Source organism: Kaistella haifensis DSM 19056, from assembly GCF_000735695.2.
GTDB classification, from domain to species: Bacteria; Bacteroidota; Bacteroidia; order Flavobacteriales; family Weeksellaceae; genus Kaistella; species Kaistella haifensis.
Genome location: NZ_JASZ02000006.1, coordinates 96,442 through 122,850, shown reverse-complemented (window position 1 = coordinate 122,850; position 26,409 = coordinate 96,442). Strand labels below are relative to the sequence as shown.

Annotated in this window: 23 protein-coding genes; 18 read left to right on the top strand and 5 right to left on the bottom strand. The window is 38.5% G+C overall.

The annotated features are described in order from the left end of the window. Both AP75_RS04845 and AP75_RS04840 read left to right on the top strand, forming a co-directional pair. A partial coding sequence (locus AP75_RS04845; RefSeq protein ID WP_143755812.1) for an IS982 family transposase occupies positions 1 to 471 on the top strand: 471 nt, incomplete at its 5' end. A 1,263-nt stretch (positions 472 to 1,734) separates the two neighbouring features. Continuing rightward, positions 1,735 to 2,901 carry a zinc-dependent alcohol dehydrogenase gene (locus AP75_RS04840; RefSeq protein ID WP_088263725.1) on the top strand — a complete coding sequence of 389 codons (1,167 nt, stop codon included), beginning with the start codon at positions 1,735 to 1,737 and terminating at the stop codon, positions 2,899 to 2,901. 333 nt (positions 2,902 to 3,234) lie between these two features. Here AP75_RS04840 and AP75_RS04835 read toward each other — a convergent pair whose 3' ends face one another. The 3 genes from AP75_RS04835 to AP75_RS04825 form a co-directional block, all read right to left on the bottom strand. Further along, positions 3,235 to 3,867 (bottom strand): SOS response-associated peptidase family protein, encoded by a 633-nt coding sequence (locus AP75_RS04835; protein WP_031504426.1) that lies wholly within the window; start codon positions 3,865 to 3,867, stop codon positions 3,235 to 3,237. Between the two features lie 103 nt (positions 3,868 to 3,970). Then, entirely contained in the window at positions 3,971 to 4,252 is a 282-nt protein-coding gene (locus tag AP75_RS04830; RefSeq protein WP_088263724.1) for a hypothetical protein, read from the bottom strand. Positions 4,253 to 4,351: 99 nt separating this feature from the next. Further along, positions 4,352 to 5,215: an SDR family oxidoreductase gene (locus tag AP75_RS04825; protein WP_088263723.1), complete on the bottom strand. Its 864-nt coding sequence runs from the start codon at positions 5,213 to 5,215 to the stop codon at positions 4,352 to 4,354. Between the two features lie 304 nt (positions 5,216 to 5,519). Here AP75_RS04825 and AP75_RS04820 point away from each other — a divergent pair, with 304 nt between their 5' ends. Next, positions 5,520 to 5,969 (top strand): ferritin-like domain-containing protein, encoded by a 450-nt coding sequence (locus tag AP75_RS04820; protein ID WP_088263722.1) that lies wholly within the window; start codon positions 5,520 to 5,522, stop codon positions 5,967 to 5,969. 115 nt (positions 5,970 to 6,084) lie between these two features. Here the strand turns inward: AP75_RS04820 and AP75_RS14235 are convergent, their stop codons facing one another. Both AP75_RS14235 and AP75_RS04815 read right to left on the bottom strand, forming a co-directional pair. Further along, the gene (locus AP75_RS14235; RefSeq protein WP_158212067.1) at positions 6,085 to 6,240 is read right to left on the bottom strand and encodes a hypothetical protein; all 156 of its coding nucleotides are present in this window, start codon (positions 6,238 to 6,240) and stop codon (positions 6,085 to 6,087) included. Positions 6,241 to 6,286: 46 nt separating this feature from the next. Continuing rightward, entirely contained in the window at positions 6,287 to 6,763 is a 477-nt protein-coding gene (locus tag AP75_RS04815; RefSeq protein WP_088263721.1) for an exodeoxyribonuclease VII large subunit, read from the bottom strand. A gap of 389 nt (positions 6,764 to 7,152) precedes the next feature. Here AP75_RS04815 and AP75_RS04810 point away from each other — a divergent pair, with 389 nt between their 5' ends. The 15 genes from AP75_RS04810 to traM all read left to right on the top strand — a co-directional run bounded on the left by AP75_RS04810 (position 7,153) and on the right by traM (position 26,406). After that, positions 7,153 to 10,887: a DEAD/DEAH box helicase gene (locus AP75_RS04810; RefSeq protein ID WP_088263720.1), complete on the top strand. Its 3,735-nt coding sequence runs from the start codon at positions 7,153 to 7,155 to the stop codon at positions 10,885 to 10,887. A gap of 307 nt (positions 10,888 to 11,194) precedes the next feature. Further along, complete coding sequence (locus AP75_RS04805) at positions 11,195 to 13,309, top strand: catalase (protein ID WP_088263719.1); 2,115 nt, start codon at positions 11,195 to 11,197, stop codon at positions 13,307 to 13,309. Positions 13,310 to 13,396: 87 nt separating this feature from the next. After that, positions 13,397 to 14,371: a 2,3-diaminopropionate biosynthesis protein SbnA gene (gene sbnA / locus AP75_RS04800; protein ID WP_031504440.1), complete on the top strand. Its 975-nt coding sequence runs from the start codon at positions 13,397 to 13,399 to the stop codon at positions 14,369 to 14,371. Further along, positions 14,368 to 16,182 carry an FAD/NAD(P)-binding protein gene (locus tag AP75_RS04795; protein WP_031504442.1) on the top strand — a complete coding sequence of 605 codons (1,815 nt, stop codon included), beginning with the start codon at positions 14,368 to 14,370 and terminating at the stop codon, positions 16,180 to 16,182. Before sbnA ends, AP75_RS04795 begins: the two co-directional genes overlap by 4 nt. A 22-nt stretch (positions 16,183 to 16,204) precedes the next feature. Then, positions 16,205 to 17,632 carry a Y4yA family PLP-dependent enzyme gene (locus AP75_RS04790; protein ID WP_088263718.1) on the top strand — a complete coding sequence of 476 codons (1,428 nt, stop codon included), beginning with the start codon at positions 16,205 to 16,207 and terminating at the stop codon, positions 17,630 to 17,632. A gap of 180 nt (positions 17,633 to 17,812) precedes the next feature. Next, the gene (locus AP75_RS04785; protein ID WP_088263717.1) at positions 17,813 to 18,694 is read left to right on the top strand and encodes an IS982 family transposase; all 882 of its coding nucleotides are present in this window, start codon (positions 17,813 to 17,815) and stop codon (positions 18,692 to 18,694) included. A gap of 192 nt (positions 18,695 to 18,886) precedes the next feature. Then, entirely contained in the window at positions 18,887 to 19,192 is a 306-nt protein-coding gene (locus AP75_RS04780) for a DUF4134 domain-containing protein (protein ID WP_002979435.1), read from the top strand. An 11-nt stretch (positions 19,193 to 19,203) separates the two neighbouring features. Beyond that, complete coding sequence (locus AP75_RS04775) at positions 19,204 to 19,533, top strand: DUF4133 domain-containing protein (RefSeq protein ID WP_072885918.1); 330 nt, start codon at positions 19,204 to 19,206, stop codon at positions 19,531 to 19,533. Then, positions 19,530 to 22,034 (top strand): TraG family conjugative transposon ATPase, encoded by a 2,505-nt coding sequence (locus AP75_RS04770; RefSeq protein WP_088263716.1) that lies wholly within the window; start codon positions 19,530 to 19,532, stop codon positions 22,032 to 22,034. The genes AP75_RS04775 and AP75_RS04770 overlap by 4 nt, the downstream gene beginning before the upstream one ends. A 26-nt stretch (positions 22,035 to 22,060) precedes the next feature. Beyond that, positions 22,061 to 22,693 (top strand): DUF4141 domain-containing protein, encoded by a 633-nt coding sequence (locus AP75_RS04765; RefSeq protein ID WP_024566596.1) that lies wholly within the window; start codon positions 22,061 to 22,063, stop codon positions 22,691 to 22,693. 3 nt (positions 22,694 to 22,696) lie between these two features. Then, positions 22,697 to 23,692 (top strand): conjugative transposon protein TraJ, encoded by a 996-nt coding sequence (gene traJ / locus AP75_RS04760; protein WP_024566595.1) that lies wholly within the window; start codon positions 22,697 to 22,699, stop codon positions 23,690 to 23,692. 19 nt (positions 23,693 to 23,711) lie between these two features. Next, the gene (traK, locus tag AP75_RS04755; protein WP_024566594.1) at positions 23,712 to 24,335 is read left to right on the top strand and encodes a conjugative transposon protein TraK; all 624 of its coding nucleotides are present in this window, start codon (positions 23,712 to 23,714) and stop codon (positions 24,333 to 24,335) included. A gap of 12 nt (positions 24,336 to 24,347) precedes the next feature. Further along, positions 24,348 to 24,776 (top strand): hypothetical protein, encoded by a 429-nt coding sequence (locus tag AP75_RS04750; protein ID WP_031503685.1) that lies wholly within the window; start codon positions 24,348 to 24,350, stop codon positions 24,774 to 24,776. Between the two features lie 18 nt (positions 24,777 to 24,794). Beyond that, positions 24,795 to 25,079, top strand: coding sequence for a hypothetical protein (locus AP75_RS04745; protein WP_024566592.1), 285 nt, complete (start codon positions 24,795 to 24,797; stop codon positions 25,077 to 25,079). Then, complete coding sequence (traM, locus tag AP75_RS04740; RefSeq protein WP_024566591.1) at positions 25,066 to 26,406, top strand: conjugative transposon protein TraM; 1,341 nt, start codon at positions 25,066 to 25,068, stop codon at positions 26,404 to 26,406. Before AP75_RS04745 ends, traM begins: the two co-directional genes overlap by 14 nt. Positions 26,407 to 26,409 lie beyond the last annotated feature (3 nt).

Sequence of the window (26,409 nt, the reverse complement as noted above, 5' to 3'; positions counted from 1 at the left end):
GCTTCTCAATCGAGTTATTATTATGGTTACAAATTACATGCAGTTTGTTCTGTTTCCGGAGTTTTCCAAAGTTTTGATATTTCTACAGCAAGCATTCATGATATTCATTTTTTGCAAGATATCAAGCATCAAATGAACAATTGTACGTTGATTGGAGACAGGGGTTATTTATCCACCCAAGTGCAAACAGATTTGTTCAATTATGCGAATATAAAGCTGGATACACCCATGAGAAACAACCAAAAAAATTATCAAAAACAAAAATATATTTTCAGAAAATCCAGAAAAAGAATTGAGACTTTATTCTCTCAACTTTGCGACCAATTTAAAATCAGAAACAATTACGCAAAATCTTTTAACGGTTTTAAAACAAGGGTATTGAGCAAAATAACAGCATTAACTTTCATTCAGTTTGTAAATGTTTTTGTTTTCAATAGAAAAATGAATAGACTTAAAATTGAATTAATTTAATAATGCACTACGAGTAAAGTCAATAAATTGAATCCTTTATAAGTATTCTGACTAAATAGGTTTTTTGGTGCTTGAAATTTATATGTGGTGTAAAGTTCCCAATCCTAGGTTTTTACTTTATCTAAATTCTCAATAATTCTAGAGATAAATTTATCTTCACCTTTTTTAGAAATCTGATTTTTTTTACTTTTTGAACTGTGGGTTTTGGGGGCTGTTGCATTCATAATATGTAATTATTTATTTAGTTATTAACTTATTTAGTTATTTATTTGGTAATGAGGACACGTTTTTTTTAAGCTGAAAGATTTTATAGCGGACTGGGAAGAACTATTATCTAAAGGGTTTTAGGGGGGTTCGAAAATGTCAAAGAACTCACTGCTTTTATCTTTATTCGTATAATTGAGGTGCCTTTTTCTTTGCTAAATGACTTTAAAAAAGGAATGATTTCTAAAACTGAAACAACGTGGAAGCCAGAAATGAATTTGCCCGAAGGGTTTAGGTGGGTTCGTCAATATTTAAATTAATCGAAGAGTAAATATTGATGGATTCCCAAATTCATTTTTTTAGGAAGACTTCCATTTTTAATTTTGCATACAGAAAAACACCAGAAATGGGATGAAAGAAAAGTAGATGAGTTCTACGTTTTTTGGAATGCCCTAAAACGCTATCAATAACTTCCCAGTCAGTAGAAAATTTTTCAAACAAAACAGAAATTCAATATGAGCTCGGGCAAAGAAGTGGCAAGAAAAATTGCGATTTAATTTTTTTCCGAACCTATATTATTTTTAGTTGAAAAAGAATTGACCGATAGCAAAGCGACAGGGAAATGGTTTTGAAACGTAAAGAAAATAGTATAGGTAGTGAAAAATAAAAGCAATAGGTCTAAATAAATGGCGGGAATTAGAATGTTTTAGATTTATTGCTTTTTTAAATCTGCAATTTTTTTAAGCGTGGGCAAAGCGGTGGCACTTTTTCCGAAAATATTTTATTTTTAGCTGAGAAAGAATTGACCGATAGCAAAGCGACAGGGAAATGGTTTTGAAGCGTGAAAAAAATAGAATACTGAGTGAAAAATAAAATTAAAAGTCTGAATAAATGGAATGTTCCCGACAGGCTTCAATGTAATGTTTCAGATTTTTAATTTTTAATATTATTTGTATTTACAAACGAATATTATTAAAATAAAGAACAGTTTTATTTATAATCATTAAATAAGTGGCAATATTTTTGATAGAATTAAATATAACTTAAAAATTCAAAATTATGAAAGCAGCAGTTTTTCACAGTCCCGGAAAAATAACTTGTGATACGGTAGACGATCCTAAAATTAAAGAGCCCTCTGACATAATTTTGAAAGTAACATCTACAGCAATTTGCGGAAGTGATCTTCATATGTATTCCGGAGGTATTCCTCAACCAAGACCAATGACAATGGGTCACGAATTTATGGGAATAGTCGAAGAAATCGGTAGCGAAGTGACTAAATTAAAGGTGGGTGATCGTGTTGTTGTTCCTTTCCCAGTAGCATGTGGATGCTGTTATTTTTGTAATCACGATCTACCTGGGGCTTGCGAGCATAGTAATGAAGAAAATTATGGACCTGAAGGTGGAATAATGACCGAAAAAGGTGGTGGAATGTTTGGTTACACCGATTTATACGGGGGTTATGATGGCGGGCAAGCACAATATGTACGAGTTCCATATGGAGACTTCGGCCCACGAGTAGTTCCAGATAATTTAACGGATGATCAAGCATTATTCTTAACAGATATATTTCCAACAGGGTATACTGGGGTGATGTGGGGAGAGTTAAAAGGAGGTGAAACCGTAGCAATATTTGGTGCAGGACCCGTAGGAAGTATGGCCGCAAAAAGTGCTATTCTAAAAAATGCCGGGCAGGTTATTGTAGTGGATACTCAACAATATCGCTTAGACCAAATTAAAAGATTAACTGGGTGTGAAACGATTTTGTGGAAAGATGGTAAAGAGGTAATTGAACACATACGAAGCCTGACCCATGGTCGTGGTGCAGATTTATGTATTGATGCTGTGGGATTCGAGCCAGATCGAAATCTAATAGATAAAGCAAAAGCTGTTATTAACTTGGAGAAAGGTTCAATTAAAGTTATAGAAGCTTGTATGAGTGCAGTCCGCAGAGGCGGTAAGGTTTCCATTCTTGGAGTTTACCCCTACAATTATGATAATTTTAAAGTCGGTCAAATATTCGATAAGGGATTAAGAATACAGGCGGGACAGTGTCCCGTACATGCCATTATCGATGAATTAATAGGATATGTAAATGATGGAAAAGTAGTCCTAGACGATATTATCACACATCGACTGTCAATAGACGAAGTAGCTAAAGGTTACGACATCTTTGACAAAAAAGAGGATGGTTGTGTAAAGGTGGTTTTAGATCCATGGATCTAAATAAAAAATAATTAAATAAAGCCCTGCTAAAAGCAGGGCTTTACTTATACGCGATATCAAATAGGAAAGAATTATTGTTCACCAATTTATATAAATCAGTCATTAAAATCTAACTCCTTTAATTGTATTAAGATATTGTATTTTATCCTGTACTATTTCCTTCATAAGATTTCTCTGCTCGTAAAAAAAAAAACTTGATTTAGAAAACTAAAACTTTCTTCATCTACCATCTCAGATAAATAAACATATAACTCCGTGCGATCAGAATCGTCAAAATACTCTTCATCAAAATTTACTTACTAAATATCAATGATTACAAAATAATTTTTACCATTAAAATAGGGTTTGTGGTATTTTATTGGGCTCTAAATTTACACCTACCAACTTTGGATCAAAGGTAGGAAATGTAAATTCTTCTATGGGTTCGTCATTTAAAAATCTATCAGCCATTTTTGCATCAAGACAAAGAGGCATTCTGAGTTTAGAATTATGAACTATGCTCATTAAGGAATTTGAAATTGTTGTTACTAACCCAAAACCTATTTCCCTATTGTCCCATATATCGTAAAAAGCTGCAATATAAAAATGGTCGCAATCTTTCCAGTGCATCCTATGCTTAACTTTTAACGGCGTCTTCTTTCCAGGATTTGTAATATGCATCCAATCATAGAATCCGGTAACCGGAACTACGCAACGATTATTTTCAACCTTTTTATAGAATGTGTGTGATTTTTCGGCAGTTAGATTAATTCCTTTTGCAGGTTTATCTTTCGGAATATCTTTATTTATTCCCCATGTGGCGTGCGTAATTTTTCGACCTTCATGTTCTAATACAACAGGAATTGTAGGTCGTTGAAATGCATTGATTTCATCGGAATAATAATAATTATTTTCAACAATTTCAGCTTGAAGTTCCTCTGATACTTCAGAAATTGAAAGACCGTAATTATCAACTCGATTACACATTATTATATACTTTGAACCGAAAAAAAGTCAATAACTATACCATCAAATCTTATAGTCGGAAAAAACATTTGTTTTATGAAAATACACTTTTTTCTTATTACTGCTATTTTTCCATTTGATGTATTGGAAGCGCATTACTGCAAACCAAATACGTGAAATATGATTTAGCTTTTGTTTTTGAATCTACAAAAATTTCACTTTTCCATTTTATGGTTAATTCCCAAATATCCCATTTTCGTATTTTAAGGTAATAGGGATCCAGATCATAAAACAGTACTTCAAAATGCTGTTTTTCTTTGTCACCAAGAAATTCTACAATGACCGATTGCGGAAGTTTGCCTTGTTTTGGTTCAACTGTTTCTCTTATAATTGCCTGGAGTTTCATGTAGCAAATGTAGATATGTTTTATAACAATTATAAAATTTAGTTTGTTATACTTTATATCAAATTACCAAAACATAACTACATAACTCTTACTTTTGAATTAACCATTAATAATTTCTCCTCCATTCGGGTGAAGAACTTGACCATTAATGTACGTGGAATCTTCACTGGCAAGAAATAGATAGGAAGGAGCAACTTCATTTGGCATTCCCGCACGTTCCATGGGTGAATCACTTCCAAATTCTGAATTTTTCTTTGCGTCAAAAGATGAGACAATTAAGGGAGTCCAAATTGGACCAGGTGCTACGGCATTTACGCGAATACCTTTATCAATTAGTTGCAAGGAAAGACTTCTGGTAAAGGAAATAATTGCACCTTTGGTCGCCGAATAATCGAGAAGGCTTGGACTACCTCTATATGCAGTTACCGAAGACGTATTGATGATAGTGCTTCCTTTTTTAAGGTAAGGAAGTGCATATTTTGTAATCCAAAAATAGGAGAAAAAATTATTTTCAAAAGTTTTTAATAACTGTTTGCTGCTTATTTTCTCAATTGAATCACATTCCCAATGAAGCCCTACATTATTGACAACAATATCAATACGTCCAAATTCATCTACCATCTTTTTCACAACCTTTTTACAATTATCTTCTTTAGAAAGATTGCCTTTTATAATAAGACAGTTTACACCATATTGCTTCACAAGCTTCTGGGTTTGCTTTGCTTCTTTACTTTCGCTGAGATAGACTATCACGATATGAGCACCTTCTTTTGCAAATAAAAGGGCGACTGCTTTACCAATACCACTGTCGCCACCCGTTATTAGTGCGGTCTTACCTTTTAACTTTCCATTTGCTGAATTTTTTAGCGGAGCAGTCTCAGGAATAGGCCTCATATTATCTTCTAATCCGGGTCGTCTTTGTTTCTGCTCTGGCCGGACCTTTTTTTTACTTTTTTTTTCCATACTACTTTCTATTTTCAAAGTGTATTACTAAATTAAAATTACTCCTGCAGCAATTCTAATTAAAGTTAATTTTAAAAAAGTGAAAGGAGAGGGAATCGCTTTTTTCATGAAATTAACTTAACGGAGTAAGCATCCTTGCTATTTATTATCACTAAAAAATAGGATATACTACCATATAGTAATTTACTTCTAAATACAAATTTTTTACCAATGACTTTTTTTTTCCATTTTAATCTTAACAGATTTTATAATTTGATGGCATACCCATTGATTCCTTATAGGTAACCAAAAAAAATAAAATATTATGAACAATCCAACAGTATCAACATTGAACGATCTTTTACAAATCACAAATGATCGAATTGAAGGTTTCAACAAGGTTGAAGATAAGGTGTGGGAAAAATATCCTAATCTTAAATCAGATTACAACAATATGGTTGATCAGTCGCAAAAAATGAGACTAGAACTGAAGAGTTTAATCTCTGAAAGAAATGGAGATGCAGATGATTCAACTACCGTAGCAGGAGGGCTACACCGTACTTGGATTGATGTGAAAAATGCTTTTTCGAGCGATAATGCAGAATCAACTTTAGAAAATGTTACCTTCGGCGAAAATGCAGCTATTGAAGCTTACGAAAAGGCTTTGGAAAGCGGTGATTTATGTCCTGAAAGTTCGAGAGTAGTTCAGGATCAACTTCACAGTTTAAAAGCATCTTATGAGAAATTTAAAAACTTAGAAAATCGACACGACTAACGAGTCTGATTTTTATTCTTTCACCTATTATTTAAAAAGCCGTCCTATTCTACTGGGACGGCTTTATTATGACTAAAAACTTTCAACTTGTGTAGTTCTCAGTATAAAAATTTATTTATTTTGTGATAGGTTGCTGTTCTCCGGTAGGCAAGTCCTGAAACAACTCAGGGAAAAAAGAAAGTAATATAAAATAAGAAATAATTGCAATAACTATAGCTGCAATTCCTATAATGACTATTGATGCAGGTTTGTTTTTTTTCGATGGTTCCATGATTTCTTGTTTTAATGTTTGCTTTTTTAATACAATTTTTAGACCATCAACCTAGTCTGTCCTCAAATCTCTTGTTATGCGTAATAATAAACTCAGCTTTCTTTGTGCAAGTTTTTGTACTGGTATGAGCCATCGAGTTATAAGTGGTATACTGCTCCCCTATTTTCTGTATAATGGCCGGATAATTAGTGACAAGCCGCAAAAGTGTTTCCTGTCTTTTGGTTTCGATCACTCCCAAAGTAAAAGACGGATCAATTTCTATCAGTTCCAGGGAAAGACCAAATACTTTGTGAAAGTTAATACTCACTTTTGCAAGAACATGAATGTTATTGGTGAACCTTTGACCTGTACTTTTTTCAAAATCCTTGATTCTCTGAGAAGCATTTCCCCAGGCTGCTCCTTTTATTTTGGCGACAATAAGATTGGTGCGAACATCTTTTTCTATAAATTCAAAATAATGATAGCCGGTTTTCTCTTTAAAACTATGCTCCGTAATATCTGCAACAATCCAGAAATGTTGCATAAAAAAGGCTTTATTCAATTTTTACTGAATGATGCCGTTGAGTTGAGAGAGGGTTAGGTGTGAGGAATTTTTCATTTGATATTATACTGCATCCTATCGTAAAATAATTTATGACTACCTGAATTTAATAAACTTCTCCGCCTGCTCTAATATATTTTTATAAATGCCCTTTTGTTTTATTGATTGTGACCATACTGGCGAAGTTTTACAATAAATATACAATTTACTGTGCATTGAAATTGTCTATTTTACTCCGTTCCGGGTATTTCTACAATGTGTTTTGTTTCACGGACCAATTCCAACGATTTCTGTAAACTACATTCAAAACTATACAAGCGTCCGATGGCATCCAGAATACCTTTTATGACTTATTTCCATATAATCCATCTTTGTTTGAGGATTTAGAAAGCGCGGATCGTATATCCTTCCTACCTTTCTATAAAGAACTTTCTGATTTACTTACTGAAGAAGAAATTTTACCAGGGCGAAATAACAAATTTTTCCAAAAACAAAAGGCATATTGGGCAGCGGATAGAGAGTTAGTCGATCTATTTTCTGATGATCAGTTGAGTCATCTAATGGCTAATCCCAATGCGGGTTTCGTATTTCCAGATTTAGGTCAAAAATATGCACAGCAAACAAATCCTCAATTGTACCAGTATTTAAGAAATTTTGTTTCTGAAATAATTACTCCGGAAAAAATCATCCGATCAATCACGAAAGAATTTATTGAGAAACAGTCAATAGAATGGTTGCTTAAATTTTATGATTATCTTAATGACAGACCGTCTTTTCTTGCAATCTCTAAAGATTACCCAGTAGTTCTTTCTGAGGATAATACGGCTATTACACCCTATGATAAGAAAAGACTCCACTATAAAATTTTTCTTCCAACTCCTACTCAAACAGATTTCAATACGGTACATCATGATCTTTATCGGTCGGAAATAGGTAAACTATTTTTTAAAAATTTAGGTCTTTCAATGCCAGATATTAAGGCTGTTTTTTTAAGTACAGTTCTCAAAAACTACGATAAAGATGAAATTACTATTGATGATGAAGATTTGATTAATCATACCAGAACACTAATTGATTTTTTTAAGTCACAAGACACATCAGAATTTGAACAGTATATTGAAAGAATTTCACAGTTACATTTGTTTAGAGGAAGGTCAAATAAAGCTGAGGATGAAGTATATCTGTATCGGTCAATTGATTTGTATAAACCGACATCCGATTTACTATTATACTTTGACGGTTTCGAGAGTGCAGTCTTTTTCGATGAAGGATTTTACGAAGCTCATTTTACAAAGGAAGAGTTAGCGAAACTTCATTCTATTTTGGATATTCTAAAAGTAAAAAACCACCCAGATATTGAGACAGTTGAAGATTACCCCAATCGTGGTTTGTTAGACTATTTCCAGTTGAGTGCCCACAAAGACAATAGGACTAATATTTTATACGATAAGGAAATACAAGGTTTAGAACTATTCCAGGAAAATATTTCATTTGAGACTTCTTTAGCAGGTTGGCAAGTATTAAAAGAATTAATTCGTCAAAACTCAGATGAAGCACATCACGCTTTCGGTTTATTGGGTATTCTCGAATACAAACCTCAAAATAAACGAAAACCTTTTTTTACTTCTTTTGAGTCATCTGCACTGAGATCTTTGCGAACAACTCCATGGCTTTATGACAAAGAAAATAAACTTGTTATACCACAAGAAATAACGATTGATCAATTACATAATGATTATGATATTTCTTCATCATTAGCACAAAATCTTATTTCTGTCTTGCAGTTTAAAACATCATTTGATGATCCTGAACTTTCCGATGACCAGCAGGAAATATATGATTTAGGTAAAAAAATCGCTTCATTAGGATTATCAGAAGAAGAAGTGATGGCGGCATTAGAAGAATTGCAGAAAAATAAAAATAAAAAAACTGTTATTAGTCCTGTGCAGGAAGATTTGTTTCCGGATCATGAAAGTGAAGATGATATTCCCGAAGTAACGGAGAAGAAGAAAAAAGTAAAAAACACTATCAAAAAAATTGCAGAATCTTTGTTTGACAAGATTTCTGAAAATTTTGACGAAGAAAAAGAAATTTCCACACAGATTTCCAAAAAGGAGGACGAGGAAGATTTTGAAGAAAATGTAAACTATATCCCACCGATAAATCTTGAGGAAGAATATCAAAAAAGAATTGAAGAAGTTCAGCGCGAGCTCGAAGAAATTCAGTTAATGGAGCAATTGAAAAATGATATTGTTGCCCATGAAAAATATACTTTCGGATGGTTTAAGGCATTGATGGAATTGGAATATCGTGACAGTGTTGAATTAAATACTTCCGGAAAAGACATAAGTATTTCTTTTGGTTCTGCGCAAATGGAAAACGATGATAGTCGTATGCTTATTTTGAGTAAACCTGTCCGACCAATTCCTCATTCAATTGAAGAACATGGTGATCTTTTGATTAATCTTTTCATTGGCAATGAAATTAAACAGGTTTCTGTCGAAGTGGTTAATGTGAAGGAATATACCGTAAGAGCAAAAATCAGAAGAGTATCGGAGGTAAGAAATATAGATTTCTCAAAAGTTACCAAAGCAGTAATTGATATAAAAAATCCAATTTTTCTTTTAGAAAAATTGCGTAGCAATTTAATCGGTTTAGATTTCGAATTGGAAGATAACCTAAAAGAACAATTGCCAGAAAATATTGAATTCATCTTTGGACCTCCAGGAACAGGAAAAACAACTTATCTAGCAGACCAGGTAATCATTCCTGAAATGAAGAAAAACCAAGACTTAAAGATTTTGGTTCTTACACCTACCAATAAAGCCGCTGACGTGCTTTCTGCAAAAATAATGGAGAAAATGAAGCCGGGTAATTCATATCTTGAATGGCTTATTAGGTTCGGTCTTAGTGGTGACACAAAAGTAGCAGAAGAATTAAGCGAAGATTTTAAGAAAATAGATATTGATAATTATAATAAAGCAACTGTGATATCTACGATCGCACGTTTTTCGTACGATTTCTTTTTACCTGAAGGCTCATTCCAAAAGAATTATTTAAGCGAAATTCCGTGGGATTTTGTGATCATTGATGAAGCATCAATGATTACGTTACCAAATATTGTAAATGTAATTTACCGACAAACACAGGCAAAAATTATTATCGCAGGAGATCCATTCCAGATTTCTCCGATCTCTCGTGTTCCAGAATGGCAGGATGAAAACATTTACACAATGGTTAATTTAAATTCCTTTAAAGAACCACAAACGGAACCTCATAATTTTTCTATTGTAAAAAGGGAAACCCAATATCGAAGCATTCCAAGTGTTGGTAGGATTTTCAGCGTTTTTACATATGATGATCTTCTCCAACACCATAGAACCCACGAAGAACAAAAGGTATTAAAGATTGATAATGTAGATTTCAAAGCATTGAATGTTATAAAATTTCCTGTTGCTAAATTCGAGAGTATCTTCAAACCTAATTCTTTAGAAGGTTCAAAATACCATATTTATTCGGCGTTATTCACTGTCGAATTGGTATTGCATATTGCAAAAGAAAGAATGGCAAAGCAGGAAGAGCTCTTTAGAATTGGAATTATATGTCCTTACCGTGCACAGTCCGACATCATTGAAAGAATAATTTCCCAAGAATTTACAAACAATGAATTTGTTGAGATTTCAGTAGGAACAATTCACGGTTTCCAAGGAGATGAATGCGACGCTATATTTACAATTTTCAATCCACCTAATTACATCAAAGGAAACCCAGATATGTTTTTGAATAAGCACAACATTCTGAATGTAGCAATCAGCCGTGCGAGAGATTATTTGTTTGTATTAATGCCAGATGATAAAACGGAGAACGTAAAAAAGCTTCAAAAAATTAATCAAATTGCAGACCTATGTTTTGTATATGGCGGCCAGAACTTTGCTCAGTTTTCATCCATTACCATTGAAAGCAAATTATTTGGAAGCCCATCATATATCTACGACAATTCATTTGCAACCACTCACCAAAAAGTAAATGTATATTCTAAGCCAATAAAAAAATATGAATTACGCTGCGAAGAAAAAGCCGTCGACGTACAAATTCAAAGAGATTAACCAAACTATTTAATTATATCCACCATGTTGTCCGTTTTATTATTAATCAAAATTTATAAGCAATTATATTGTAAAAAACATAACGCAAGCATGTTAACACTACATAATCTACTTTATCTTTTTATTCTACAATTAGCAGTTTGAGGTTGGTCAATTGTGCCAAACTTCGTTCTTATTTTTATTCTTTAACACATTGTGTTAAAGAAGTATAAAACAAACAAGACTTAATATTTAATGTTGTATATTTAGTCTTTTGGAAGTTGATTTACTAAAATAAATAGTATAAACAATCATAAAATTACAGGCTATGGAAAAAGAAAAAAATGTAAAAACAGATCAGCTTTGCCAGCATTTGACCGACAATGATCAAAAGGTAATGACTAGCAATGATGGTGTGCCAGTTTACGACAACAATAACACGCTAAAAGCAGGAAATAGAGGCCCGTCTTTACAACAAGACCATATCTATTTTGACAAAATGGCACATTTCGACCGCGAACGTATTCCGGAACGCGTGGTGCATGCTCGGGGTTCGGCAGCGCACGGTGTATTTGAGGCAACTGCCGATGTATCAGATTATACCACTGCTGCTTTTTTAAAAAAAGGAACAAAGACACCTGTTTTTACTCGCTTTTCTACTGTAGCAGGATTTAAAGGTTCAACAGACCTTGCCAGAGATGTAAGAGGATTTTCTGCGAAGTTTTATACCGAAGAAGGGAATTACGATTTGGTTGGAAACAATATTCCGGTATTCTTCATACAGGATGCCATGAATTTTCCTGATTTAGTGCATGCGGTAAAACCAGAGCCAAATAATGAAATGCCACAGGCAGCTTCTGCTCACGATACGTTTTGGGACTTCATCTCATTAATGCCCGAATCTGCCCACATGATCATGTGGGTGATGTCGGACAGGGCCATTCCACGCAGCCTTAGGATGATGGAAGGCTTTGGCGTACATACCTTCAAATTTGTCAATGATGAAGGTAAAGCCACTTTCGTAAAATTCCACTGGAAACCCCGTTTGGGCGTTCATTCCGTAGCGTGGAACGAAGCACAGAAAATTTCAGGTTTTGATGCGGATTTTCATCGAAGGGATTTGTGGGAAGCAATCGAAAAAGGTGATTTCCCACAATGGGACCTGGGTGTACAACTCATTCCGGAAGAAGATGAAATGAAGTATTCGTTTGATATTTTGGACCCCACCAAAATAATCCCGGAAGAATTGGTTCCGGTAAAAATCATCGGAACGATGACCTTAAACGGGAACCCTGAAAATTTCTTTGCAGAAACAGAACAATCCGCTTTCGACCCGGGAAGATTAGTTCCAGGGATAGATGTATCGGACGACCCACTTCTGCAAGGAAGAATTTTCTCCTATATGGACACACAAAATTACCGCTTAGGAGGACCGAATTTTCACGAATTGCCGATAAATCGTCCTGTAAACGGGAAACATAATAATCAGAAGGATGGTTTTTCAAAAATGGATATTCCTACAGGTGCTGTGAGTTATTTCCCTAATAGCAAAGCAGAAGGCTGTCCATATCACGCCATGCTGAAGGGTGAAACGGGTTTCCAATCACATAAACAACCTATTGATGCGTCAAAGGTGAGAGCCCGTTCAGATTCGTTCGCAGATCATTTTACACAGGCACGCTTGTTCTTTCATTCTCAAAGCCCGGAAGAGCAGGAACACATTATCAGCGCTTTGAGTTTTGAATTGTCCAAGGTAGATGATGTGAACATCCGTCGAAGAGAATTGGCGATTTTGAACCAGATCGACAAGGATTTAGCTAAAAAAGTAGGCGATAACTTAGGATTGACTCCTCCGAAAGAACTGGACGAACTAACGTTGAAGTTCGCCCGCCAGAATCATCCGGAATATCCGATCAAACCGAAAAAGCCAGAAGTAGAAAAATCAAAAGCTCTCAGTATGAAAATTAAACCCGGAGAAGGAACGATCAAAACCCGTAAAGTAGCCTTTTTGGTAGATGACGGTGTTAGTAAAACCTCTGTGGACAGGATGAAAAAAGCTTTGGAAAAAGAAGGGGCACAAGCCGTACTGATTGCTTCACACGTAGGAAAACTGAAGTTTAAAGAAGGTGGAACGGAAGATGTACAACATTCGTACCTCACGGATACGTCTGTTTTATATGATGCTTTTTATACGCCCGATGGAGATTCTGTAAAGAAATTAGCGGAAAATCCCGATTACATACAATTCATTAACGAAGGTTTCCGCCATTGTAAAGCCATTGCTTTTGCCAAAGGGGCTGAAGAGCTTATCAAGGAAACTTTAGTTAAAGAAGACCAGGGTGTGATTTTGGAAAGCAAAAAAGACCTGACCAATGATTTCATTACAGCAATGAAAGGTCATCGTGTATGGGAGAGGGAAAAACCGAGAAAAGTTCCGGCATAGAATTTGTTTTACCTATATATGATTGATTGATATTACTCCGGGTAACTGGCAGAGATGGACTATCAATTTAACTAAAATCTATCTCTTATGGATAAGACAAAAATACCACAACATCCTGGAATTTTGAGTTGTATAGGGAATACGCCATTGATACCTTTGAATCGGGTTTTTTGCGATTCAAAGGTACAATTTTACGGTAAATTGGAAATGTTTAACCCCGGTGGAAGCATCAAGGATCGTACGGCATTCAATATTTTAAAGAATGCAATGGACAAAGGTATAGTGAGCGGAAATACAACCATTATAGAATCCACTTCGGGTAATATGGGTATAGGGCTGGCTCGTATATGTCATTATTTCGGGTTGCGTTTGATGCTCGTGACCGATCCGCATATCAATGCTTTAACCGTCAACATCTTAAAAGCTTTCGAGGCGGAAATTGTCACAGTCGATAAGCACGACGGAAAAGGTGGATATCTCAACACGCGATTATGCAAAGTGCAGGAATTGCTACAGGAAATTCCCGATAGCTTTTGGCCAGACCAGTATCACAATATGGATAACCCTTTGGCACACGAGCAAACTTTTTTAGAAATAACCAATACTTTGGATAAAAATCCTGATTATATCTTTGTATCTACCAGCACCTGTGGTACATTACGTGGACTGGGCGATGCGATCCTTAAGCACAACGCACGTACCAAAATCATCGCCGTAGATGCTGTGGGAAGTGTGATTTTTGGTGACGAACCTAATAAGAGAATCATTCCCGGAATGGGTGCCAGTCGTCCGTCTAATTTTTTGATTTCTGAACAGGTAGCAGATGTGGTGCTGATTTCGGACAGGGAATCCGTAGAAGGGTGCCATCATTTGCTGAAAACCGAAAGCATATTGGCAGGCGGCTCTTCAGGAGCTGTGGTAAAGGCTGTCGAAAAGAAATTGCCAGACATCCCGGACAACAGCAGCGTAGTAGTCATTTTTGCCGATAACGGCGAACGATACCTGAATACCATTTATTCCGAAGATTGGGTTAACCAACAATTTAATTCATTGGAAAAGTGATTTGGAAAACCATACATATAGCATCGGAAACTTGTCAGGGAAAAGATTTTATCCATAAACAGATCCACCGGCAATCAGATTTTGTACCGGGTAATGATTCGATTTTTAATGTAGGCATAGTAGGTGGAGGCCCGAAAGGCTTATACGCTTTGGAGGAATTGTTTAGTCGTATAAAAGATGAAAAAATATCAGGCAATTGGCAAATTCTATGGTTTAACGATACGGAAGATTTCGGATGTGGTCCGAACTATCAAGTTGACCAACCTGACTATTTGCTCATCAACTATTGTATCGGTCATGTTGATGCTTGGGATAGAACTAAAAGTGCATCAAAAAACTATTTGAATTTCATGGATTGGATTCAAAAATTCAGGACGGATGAAAGGAAAGTTAAGCCTACTGATTTTGCTTCCAGGGCTTTGGTGGGGCATTATTTGCAGTATGTTACTATGCAGGTCATCGGTTCAAGATCCGAAAACATCCAATTAAGACTTATTCCTGAAAAAGTCCGAAATATCGAATCAAATTCCGAGGGAAAATTATGGACTCAAACGGATAACGGTGACTACCGGTTGGACAACGTCTTACTTACCACGGGACATTGTTACCGCAATCTTCCATTGATCGATTTTCAGGAAAATTCCATTCCTGAAAATTATTTGACCGCTGCTTATCCCGTTCAGGTTTTGGACAAAATTCCACCTAAGAAAAAGGTCGGCATTATCGGTTGGGGATTGACATGTATTGATGCTGCTTTGCAACTGACCGAAGGAAGAGGAGGTCACTTTGATAAAGCGGATAACTATATTCCCAGCGGAAATGAACCTGTTTTGCTCCCCTTTTCCCGGAATCATCTGCCTATTATGCCTCGTGGACCAATCTATGGAGAAAATACCTATAAGCTTCATTATCTGAACGAAAAATGGTTTGATGAAATACAAACCATTCAAAAGCAGAGAAAAATAGATTTCAGAACCGAAATATTTCCTTGGCTGGAAAGGGAATTGAATTTCGCTTATTACAGCACGCAGCTTCAAACCCGTGAGGCAAGTGATGTGGAAGCCTATATAACGTCGCTACCAGAAAAGGAACGATTCAGCTATCGAGATTTGTTGTTTCCAAATATCCCACAGACAGGAAAGCTACAGGAATCGTATGTCCGTTATGTGGAATTTTTGATTGCCGAAGCCGAAAAAGGCGAATTGAAAAGTCCGCTGATGGCTGCCGCCGCGGTTTGGCGGGAAGCCTCTCCATTTATAGCAAATATCTATCGGGAAGGAGGTTTTACAGGTGAATCTCAAAAATTTCTGGATAAGGAATTGTTTGGGTCATTTTGCAGAACGAGTTACGGACCACCGATTGAAAATATGAAAAAAATAAAAGCATTAATGATAGCAGGCATTATTCAGGTTCAATGGGAAACAGCTGTGGAGTTAACTTATTATATAGAAGAAAATCAGTTTATATTGCAATCCGAAGAAAACCGGGAAAATGTTGATTTTATCATTGATGCCCGTATTGCCCGCCCGAATTTGTCTGTCAGTAATTCGGAACTATATCAAAATTTATGGAAAAATAAATTGGTAGAACTTTATCAAAATGATGGCTACCGACCCGGTTGCGTAAAGATGAACGCCATCGGAAAAGTGCTTACTAATGAAAAAGATATTCCGCTTTATGTGTACGGCAGTAACACTGAAGGATTTTTATTGGATAACGATTCCTTGTCCCGTAAAAAAAACAATCTTGCATCAAATTGGGCAACCGATACTTTGGAACAACACCGCAAAATTCTAGTGAATCATAATTGAAAACTCTAAGAAATAATTCTAAATGAACAGAAATCAACACATACAACATCTTCCCTTAACGCCATTATTACATCCTTGGATAAAAGAACAAATAGGACATCCTGAATTGCTGCTTTCCGCGATAGAAGAGCACGGATCTCCGGTCAATGTACATTCTTTGATCCCTTTCCGGGAGAATATACAGGCTTATCAAGCGGTTTTCCAAAAATTGGGATTGAAACACAAAATCTTCTTTGCCCGAAAAGCTAACAAATGCGTGGCTTTCCCACTAGAAGCTACAAAACAGGGAGAAGGAGCTGATACCGCCAGTTTCCGGGAACTGAAACAATGTTTGGATGCGGGTATCGCCCCGAAAGACCTCATTCTGACGGCTGCTGTAAAAAACAGACAATTACTTAAATTGGCAGTGGAACATCAGGTAACGGTGGTATTGGATAATCCGGACGAATGGGATTTGTTGCAACAAATCGTTCGGGAAAAGCAAAAGGAAATCACGGTTAATGTTCGTTTGGGAAGTTTCCGTTTCGAAGGAAAGACCTTGCCCACCCGATTCGGATTTACTTCGGAAGAAGCCTTTGTATTTATTCAGAAAATTCGCAATGAAGAACCTTTGGTACAATTTACCGGATTGCATTTTCACCTGAACGGCTATTCGTTGGAGCAACGTGTACATGCCATCGAGCAATCTTTGGATCTCATAGACCGATTGCATGGAAAAGGGATCATTACCGAATCTCTGGACATCGGCGGCGGATTTTTGATGAATTATCTGTCCGACAAATCCGAATGGGAAAATTTTCACCGTGAACTCAAACGTGCCGTTTTGGAAGAAAGAGAACCTATTACGTATCAGAACGATGCCTTGGGAATGATCAAGCTAAACAATCAGCTATACGGCGAACCTACGGTCTATCCGTATTACAATGAGCTGAACAAATCCGGTTTTCTAAAAGCCATACTGACTTCCTTTTCTTCAACTCAGCAACAGCCACTGTTTGAATTGCTCAAAAAACGGAACATAGAATTACGAATGGAACCGGGGCGCTCGTTACTCGATCAATGCGGTATAACGGTAGCCAAAATTGCATTCCGTAAAAAGGATTCAGACGGCAATTGGCTGTTTGGTCTTGAAATGAACCGGACACAACTGCGCAGTTCGAGTGCCGATTATTTGTTGGACCCAATTCATATTGCCGAAACAGAAAATGCAGAAGAAAACAACGCTATCGAAGGTTTTCTTGTAGGTGCTTATTGTTTGGAACAAGAGTTAATTTTAAAAAGAAAGATTACTTTTTCTAAATTTCCGCAAGTAGGTGATCTCATTGTTTTTCCGAATACAGCTGGATACCTGATGCATTTTTTTGAATCGGAAGCACATTTGTTTGAGCTAGCGAAGAATTTGGTAGTTGTAGGGGATGTTCTTTATTTTTGCGATGGTTTAAAAATGTAAATCTTTATCTCAGCAATAGATTCGTTATTAGTCGAGTTTAGGATTTAAAGAGAACTAAATATTGTGTCGCAAATATTATGTGGTGTTCCAAAATAATAAAACACCCGTAGTGCATTATAAAAAAGGTTACTCATAATACGAAAATTTCGTATATTGTATTGACTACCAATCTAATACATTATGAATAACCTAGATGCAATTTACGATTTTATTTTAAAGGAATTAAGAAAATTAACCATCAAAGAAAATTTTTATTTCAAACCAATTAAACCAAAATTATCTGATTTAGAACTCATTGCAATAAATATTTCTGCAGAATATTTATCGATAGATTCAGAATATCAGTTGTTTAGATACCTCTCTAATTCAAAACTAAAGGGAATGATTGAGAGAAGTGTGTTTAATCGCAGAAAAAGAAAGCTTTTCTTACACTTGGAAAATATTAGAAAACTTATGGTTGCTAAATTTAATGAGATGGAAACCACTTTTATTGTAGATTCGATGCCTTTAGAAATCTGCAAAAACGCAAGAGCGAACCGCTCTAAAATTTGTAAGGAAAATGAATTTTCGTTTCCCAGCAAAGGTTATTGCGCTTCTCAATCGAGTTATTATTATGGTTACAAATTACATGCAGTTTGTTCTGTTTCCGGAGTTTTCCAAAGTTTTGATATTTCTACAGCAAGCATTCATGATATTCATTTTTTGCAAGATATCAAGCATCAAATGAACAATTGTACGTTGATTGGAGACAGGGGTTATTTATCCACCCAAGTGCAAACAGATTTGTTCAATTATGCGAATATAAAATTAGATACACCTATGAGAAGCAACCAAAAAAATTATCACAAGCAGAAATATATTTTTAGAAAATCAAGAAAGAGAATCGAAACGCTATTTTCTCAACTTTGTGACCAATTTAAAATAAGAAACAATTATGCGAAATCATTTAATGGCTTTAAAACCAGAATCTTAAGTAAAATTACTGCTCTAACTTTTATTCAATTTGTAAATGTTTTTGTATTTAATAGAAAAATGAACAAAATTAAAGTATCTTTAATTTAATAATGCACTACGAGTATAAGTAATATTTGAAAGGGCATCAGTTAACTGATGCCCTTTTGCTTTAACAGCCACTCACAGCCAAACACTTCCTTTGACTGCCACTTTACGGTAACGCCTCTTTTTCCATAAGACATTTGTCCCGAAAGCTCGCAAAGTGCGGGATAAACAGTAACAAATTAATGTGTTTCAATTATGGAAAAACAGAGAAAAAAAGTTTTACTGGCAGCCGTGGCAATGCTGTCAGGAATTGGTGCGTTCGCACAGGGAAACGGCTCGGCAGGTATCAACGAGGCTACCCAAATGGTAACAAGTTATTTCGACCCCGCAACGCAGTTAATCTACGCCATCGGTGCAGTCGTCGGGTTAATCGGGGGCGTTAAGGTGTACAACAAATTCAGTTCCGGCGACCCCGACACGAGTAAGACCGCAGCTTCGTGGTTCGGTGCGTGTATCTTCCTGATTGTTGCCGCTACTATCCTGCGTTCATTCTTCCTTTAATCCTTTGCCTTATGAATTACAATATCAACAAAGGCATCGGCAGGACGGTGGAATTTAAAGGGCTGAAAGCACAATACCTGTTCATTTTCGCAGGCGGGCTGCTCGGTACGCTTATCCTCGTGATGATACTGTATATGGCAGGCGTAAACTCTTACATCTGCCTGTTCCTCGGAGCAGGCGGTGCTTCGCTCATCGTATGGCAGACCTTTTCGCTGAACAGGAAGTACGGCGAACACGGGCTGATGAAAATTGCAGGCAATAAAAGGCATCCCCGCTACATCATCTGCCGCAAGCCTGTACACCGCTATTTAAAATTCACACCTAAACAGAATGCCGTATGAGAAATGTAGCAAAGACCACCACACTGGAAAACAAATTTCCGTTGCTGGCAGTAGAGAACAACTGCATCTTATCCAAAGATGCGGACATTACCGCTTGCTTTGAAGTGCGTTTGCCGGAACTGTTCACAGTCGCTTCTGCGGAATACGAAGCCATACATTCCGCCTGGCACAAAGCGATTAAAACCCTGCCTGATTTTATGGTCATTCACAAACAGGATTGGTACATCAAGGAAAGCTATGCGCCCGATTTGGCAAAGGAAGACCAGAGCTTTTTATCAAAGTCTTATCAACGCCATTTCAACGAGCGACCGTTCCTGAACCATTATTGCTACCTGTTCCTTACGAAGACCACTAAGGAAAGAATACGGATGCAAAGCAACTTCAGTTCGCTTTGCAAAGGTACGCTGATACCAAAGGAAATCAGGAACAAGGAAACGATACACCGCTTTATGGAGGCGGTCGCCCAGTTTGAACGTATCGTAAACGATAGCGGTTTTGTAAGCCTGCAACGTTTGACCGAAGAGGACATTATCGGAACGGACAATACACAGGGATTACTGGAACAGTACCTCACGTTATCGAAGGGAGCCGCAACACCAATGCAGGACATCGCACTCGGAAACGAAGAGGTACGCATCGGCAACAAAAGGTTAAGCCTGCACACGCTTTCCGATACGGACGACCTGCCCGGAACAGTATCAGCAGATACCCGTTTTGAAAAGCTATCAACCGACCGTAGCGACTGTCGCCTGTCATTCGCTGCACCTGTGGGTTTGCTGTTAAGCTGCAACCACATCTACAACCAGTACATTTTTTTGGATAACAGCGAAGACAACCTTCAAAAGTTCGAGAAGTCCGCACGGAATATGCACTCACTGGCAAGGTACAGCCGTGCCAATCAAATCAACAAAGAGTGGATAGAAAAGTACCTGAACGAAGCCCACAGCTTCGGGCTGTCCTCCATCCGTGCGCACTTCAACATTATGGCGTGGTCGGAAGACCCTGCGGAACTGAAACAGCTAAAGAACGATTGCGGTAGTGCATTGGCACTGATGGAGTGTAAACCCCGGCACAACACTACGGATGTGGCTACCTTGTACTGGGCAGGAATGCCGGGCAATGCAGGCGACTTTCCGAGCGAAGAAAGTTTTTACACGTTCATTGAGCCTGCATTGTGCTTCTTTACGGAAGAAACCAACTACCACAATTCGCCCTCGCCGTTCGGTATCAAGATGGCTGACAGGCTTACAGGAAAACCTATCCATTTGGATATTTCCGACCTGCCTATGAAGCGTGGTATCATCACGAACCGGAACAAGTTCATACTTGGTCCCTCCGGCAGTGGTAAATCATTCTTCACTAACCATATGGTACGGCAGTATTACGAACAGGGCGCACACGTACTGTTGGTAGATACGGGTAACTCTTATCAGGGCTTATGCGAACTCATCAAAGGAAAGACCAAAGGCGAAGACGGTGTTTACTTCACTTATACCGAAGATAACCCGATTGCCTTTAACCCTTTCTATACCGATGATGGCGTGTTCGACATTGAGAAAAGGGAAAGTATCAAGACTTTGATACTGACTTTATGGAAACGTGATGATGAGCCGCCAACCCGTTCGGAAGAAGTTGCCCTTTCCAATGCAGTAAGCGGTTATATCGAGCGTATCAAAACGGAAGATGTTTACCCGTCATTCAACGGTTTCTATGAGTATGTAAAAGGCGACTACCGCAAGGTACTGGAAGAAAAGCAGGTCAGGGAAAAGGACTTTGATATTGCCAACTTCCTGAACGTACTCGAACCCTATTACAAAGGCGGGGAATACGATTACCTGCTGAACTCCAACAAGCAGTTAGACCTCTTATCCAAACGCTTTATCGTGTTTGAGATTGATGCGATTAAAGACCACAAAATCCTCTTTCCCATAGTCACGATTATCATTATGGAGGTGTTCATCAATAAGATGCGCCGACTGAAAGGTATTCGTAAGCTCATCCTGATTGAAGAGGCTTGGAAAGCGATAGCGAAAGAGGGAATGGCGGAATACATCAAGTATTTGTTTAAGACCGTCCGCAAATTCTTCGGGGAAGCGATTGTAGTAACACAAGAGGTTGACGACATCATCCAGTCGCCCATTGTGAAAGAAAGTATCATCAATAACTCCGACTGTAAAATCCTGCTTGACCAACGCAAGTATATGAACAAGTTTGATGACATACAGGCGATGCTCGGACTTACGGACAAAGAGAAAGGGCAGGTACTTTCCATCAATATGAACAACGATGCGAGCCGACTTTACAAAGAGGTTTGGATTGGCTTAGGTGGTACGCACTCGGCAGTCTATGCCACCGAAGTTAGTTTGGAGGAATACCTCGCTTACACGACCGAAGAAACCGAAAAAATGGAAGTAATGCAGCTTGCTTCCGAATTGGACGGTAATGTAGAACTCGCCATTAAACATATCGCAATGCAAAGGCGGGACAAAGCAAATCAATAGTCATTAACATTTTAAAATTCAGAACAATGAAAAAAGTATTGTATCTGGTGTGTACGGCACTGATGCTCGCCGTAGCACCGTCAGCAAAAGCCCAGTGGGTGGTAACCGACCCCGCAAATTTGGCTTCAGGGATTATCAACTCTGCGAACGAAATCATACAGACTTCTTCGACCGTGAGCAATGTGATAAAGAACTTCAACGAAGTGAAGAAAGTGTACGACCAGGGCAAGGAATATTATGACAAGCTGAAGGCTATCAACAACCTTGTGAAAGATGCCCGTAAGGTGCAACAAACTGTATTGTTGGTAGGCGATGTGTCCGAAATGTACGTGCAGAATTTTGGTAAGATGATGAACGACCCAAATTTTACCCCACAGGAATTGGTCGCTATCGGTAACGGTTATTCGGCACTGCTCAATGAAAGTACCGAACTGCTGAAAGAATTGAAGCAGATTATAACCGCCACAGACCTTTCGCTGAATGACAAAGAGCGTATGGATATTATCGACCGTGTGTACAAAGAAGTTAAGGATTACCACAGCCTTGTACGCTACTATACCAATAAGAACATTTCTGTAAGCTACCTAAGAGCGAAAAAGAAAAACGATGCCCAAAGAGTGCTTGAACTCTACGGAACTGCTAACCAAAAATACTGGTAAACTATGGAATGGGATAATCTTCACGAACTCCTGCGGTCGCTTTATGATGATATGATGCCGCTTGCAGGCGATATGGCGGCAGTAGCTAAGGGTTTGGCGGGATTGGGAGCATTGTTCTATGTGGCATTAAAGGTTTGGCAGGCTTTAAGCCGTGCCGAACCTATTGATATGTTCCCTTTACTGCGCCCGTTCGCTTTAGGGCTTTGCATTATGTTCTTTCCGACCATTGTTTTGGGAACCATCAATGCGGTATTAAGCCCGGTGGTAGTAGGAACCCACCAAATACTCGAAGACCAGGTGCTTGACCTGAACAAGCTGCAACAGCAGAAAGACCAGTTGGAATACGAGGCAATGGTAAGGAACCCCGAAACCGCCTATATGGTATCAGACGAAGAGTTTGACAAAAAACTGGACGAACTGGGATGGTCGCCCTCCGACATTGGTACAATGGCGGGTATGTATATGGACAGGCAAGCCTACAAGATAGAGAAAGCCATAAAGGATTGGTTTCGCAATCTATTGGAAATACTCTTTCAGGCGGCGGCTTTGGTCATTGATACCATACGAACGTTTTTCCTGATAGTCCTCTCCATACTCGGACCAATAGCCTTTGCTATTTCCGTATGGGACGGATTTCAGTCTACGCTCACGCAATGGCTCACGAGGTACGTCAGCGTTTACCTGTGGCTTCCCGTTTCGGATTTGTTCAGCTCAATGTTGGCAAGAATACAATCCCTCATTTTAGAACGGGATATAGCAATGCTTGCCGACCCCACCTATATACCTGATACGAGCAATACCGTGTACATCATTTTTATGATTATCGGCATCATCGGGTACTTTACTATCCCGACAGTAACAGGTTGGGTAATCCAAGCCGGAGGCGCAGGAAACTTTACCCGCAATGTAAACTCCACAGCAATGAAAGCCGGAAACATCGCCGGAGCAGGCGCAGGCTCAACAGTTGGAAACATCGGCGGTAAACTGATGAATAAATAATCATTAATCATTCTAAAAAATGGAATTTAAAACGCTAAGAAATATCGAAAACAGCTTTAGGCAGATAAGATTATATGCCATTGTGTTTGCGGTTCTCTGCATTAGCGTGGTAGGTTACGCCGTATGGCGTTCCTACCGCTTTGCAGAAGAACAACGCCAAAAAATCTATGTACTGGATAACGGCAAATCCCTGATGCTTGCCTTGTCGCAGGATGCGAGCATCAACCGCCCGGTTGAAGCAAGGGAACACGTCAGGAGATTTCACGAACTGTTCTTTACGCTTGCACCCGACAAGAACGCTATTGAAAGCAATATGAAACGTGCGTTCAACCTTGCCGATAAAAGTGCTTTTGATTACTACAAAGACTTGTCGGAAAAGGGTTATTACAGCCGTATCATTTCGGGGAACGTACAGCAACGCATAGAGGTGGATAGTGTCGTGTGCAACTTCGACAACTACCCGTATGCAGTGCGTACCTATGCCAAACAGTTCATTATCCGGTCAAGCAACGTAACCAGGCGCAACTTGATTACTTCCTGCTATCTCGTCAACTCCGTTCGTTCCGACAACAATCCGCAGGGCTTCAATATTGAAAAATTTGCAGTCGTGGAAAATAAGGATATAGAGGTTATCGAACGCTAAAAAAACAATCTTATGGAAGCATTATCAGATTTAAGCACGTTCGCAAAAATCCTTACCGATAAAGGATATAATGGGTATTTCCATACGCAGGGTTCGTATGCCGGAAAGCTGAAAGACAGTATCAGCGAATACCTCGAAAGCTGCCAAAAAGGGGCAGATACTTTGCCTAAGCAGGACTTACTGCTGACAGGCTACCTGCAATGGTCTGGCGATGACAAGCCCCGTGTAGAATGCAGTATGTGGGTAAAGTACCTGAATGGCAAATTCTCATTGAGCCGTATGGAGGTAGCGAAGAAAGACGGCTTTGGGCAATTACTCAAAAAATCGGAACTGGCAAACCTGTCCGTAATGTCCGCACCCAAATTAACGGAAGCGGTCGCACTGGTTAACGATGCGCCTAATCAACAGGCGGGTAAAAGTCCTAAGCGTTTCAAGCTGTAACACAGAAATAGTAAGGCTATGAAAAAATTAAGAGCAAATATGGACAGGTACTTTGACAAGCTGGACGAACGTTGGCGGGCGTTGCCCTTGCGCAAACAGCACCAATATACGCTGTACTTCTTTGTGGGTTATCTGCTGCTTACCGTAGCGGTCATTGGCAAAGTGATGTACGATACCTCAAAGTCCGGTAACGGTATGGTCATAGAGCATATCGAAAACCCTGTCCTTAAAAGTAAAAACCCTGCAAGGTTGCAGGATAGTGTATCAACAATTTTAAAAAATCAGATTTATGAAAGAAAATGAAAAAAGGGTCAGCTTTCTCGTTGAGGGAGAAGACCAAAACGGCGCATCAAATCTGCCGGATAATAAAAAGAGCAATAAGGATAAGCTCAAAAAGCCAATCATTTTCCTTTTGATGGGCGTGGTATTTCTCGGCTGTATGTACCTCATATTTAAACCGTCTAAAGATAAAAAGGCAGTTGAAAATATCGGGCTGAATGATGCTGTACCGCAGGCTACCGGAGCAGGGATGCCCGATGATAAAAGCAAGGCGTATGAGCAGGAAATGCTCGAACGCAAAGAGCAGGAAAAGCGCAATGCACTGACCACGCTTTCTGATTATTGGAATACTGAAGATACTGCATCTGCTGACAATGAAGAAAGTTTACCTGAAGAAGATGAAGAAAGCAACGGCTTTGGGGGTGGTGGCAGAAAATCGGGACGAAACGGAAATTCTGTATTGAACAGTTACCGTAATGCACAAAGCACGTTGGGTTCATTTTATCAGGACAACAATTCGGAAACAATGGAATTGCGTAAGCAAGTGGACGAACTAAAAGCAAAGTTGTCGGAAAAAGATGTGCCACCTGTGGCCACCGTTGACGACCAACTCAAATTAATGGAGAAATCCTATGAAATGGCAGCAAAGTATCTTCCGCAAAATGCCAATACCGGAAATGCTGCTCCTGCCAATGGTGCAACTACTGGGGCTGCGGGTGCTAACCAAAAAGAGCAATTTGTATCGTTCACACCAACAAGAAAGAACATTGTATCAGCCTTGTACCGTGAACCGTCGGACAGTGCCTTTGCAGCCGATTGGAGCCAAACAAAAAACCGTGGGTTTTATACCGCAGGTTCAATTGAACAGGCGGTACAGCCTAAAAACAGCATCAAAGCCTGTGTACACGAAGCCCAAACGGTAGTTGGCGAAACAGGTGTGCGTTTACGCCTGTTAGAGCCTGCTAAAACTCCGCAGCGTACCATCCCCAAAGGAACGATTGTAACGGCTAATGCAAAATTTCAGAATGGCAGGTTGCAATTAAAAGTTACCTCCGTAGAACTGGAGGGCAACATCATCCCGGTAGATATTACCATTTACGATTTGGACGGGCAACAAGGTTTGTACGTTCCGTATTCGCCGGAAATGAATGCCCTTACTGAAATGGCGGGCAATATGAGCCAGACCGGAGGAACAAGCGTAATGCTCACGCAGAATGCCGGACAGCAGGTGGCGGCTGACCTTAGCCGTGGCGTGGTACAGGGTATTTCGGGCTATTTCGCCAAGAAAGTAAGAACGCCAAAGGTTACGCTGAAAGCAGGCTATCAGGTCTTCCTTGTATCTAAAAAATAATGT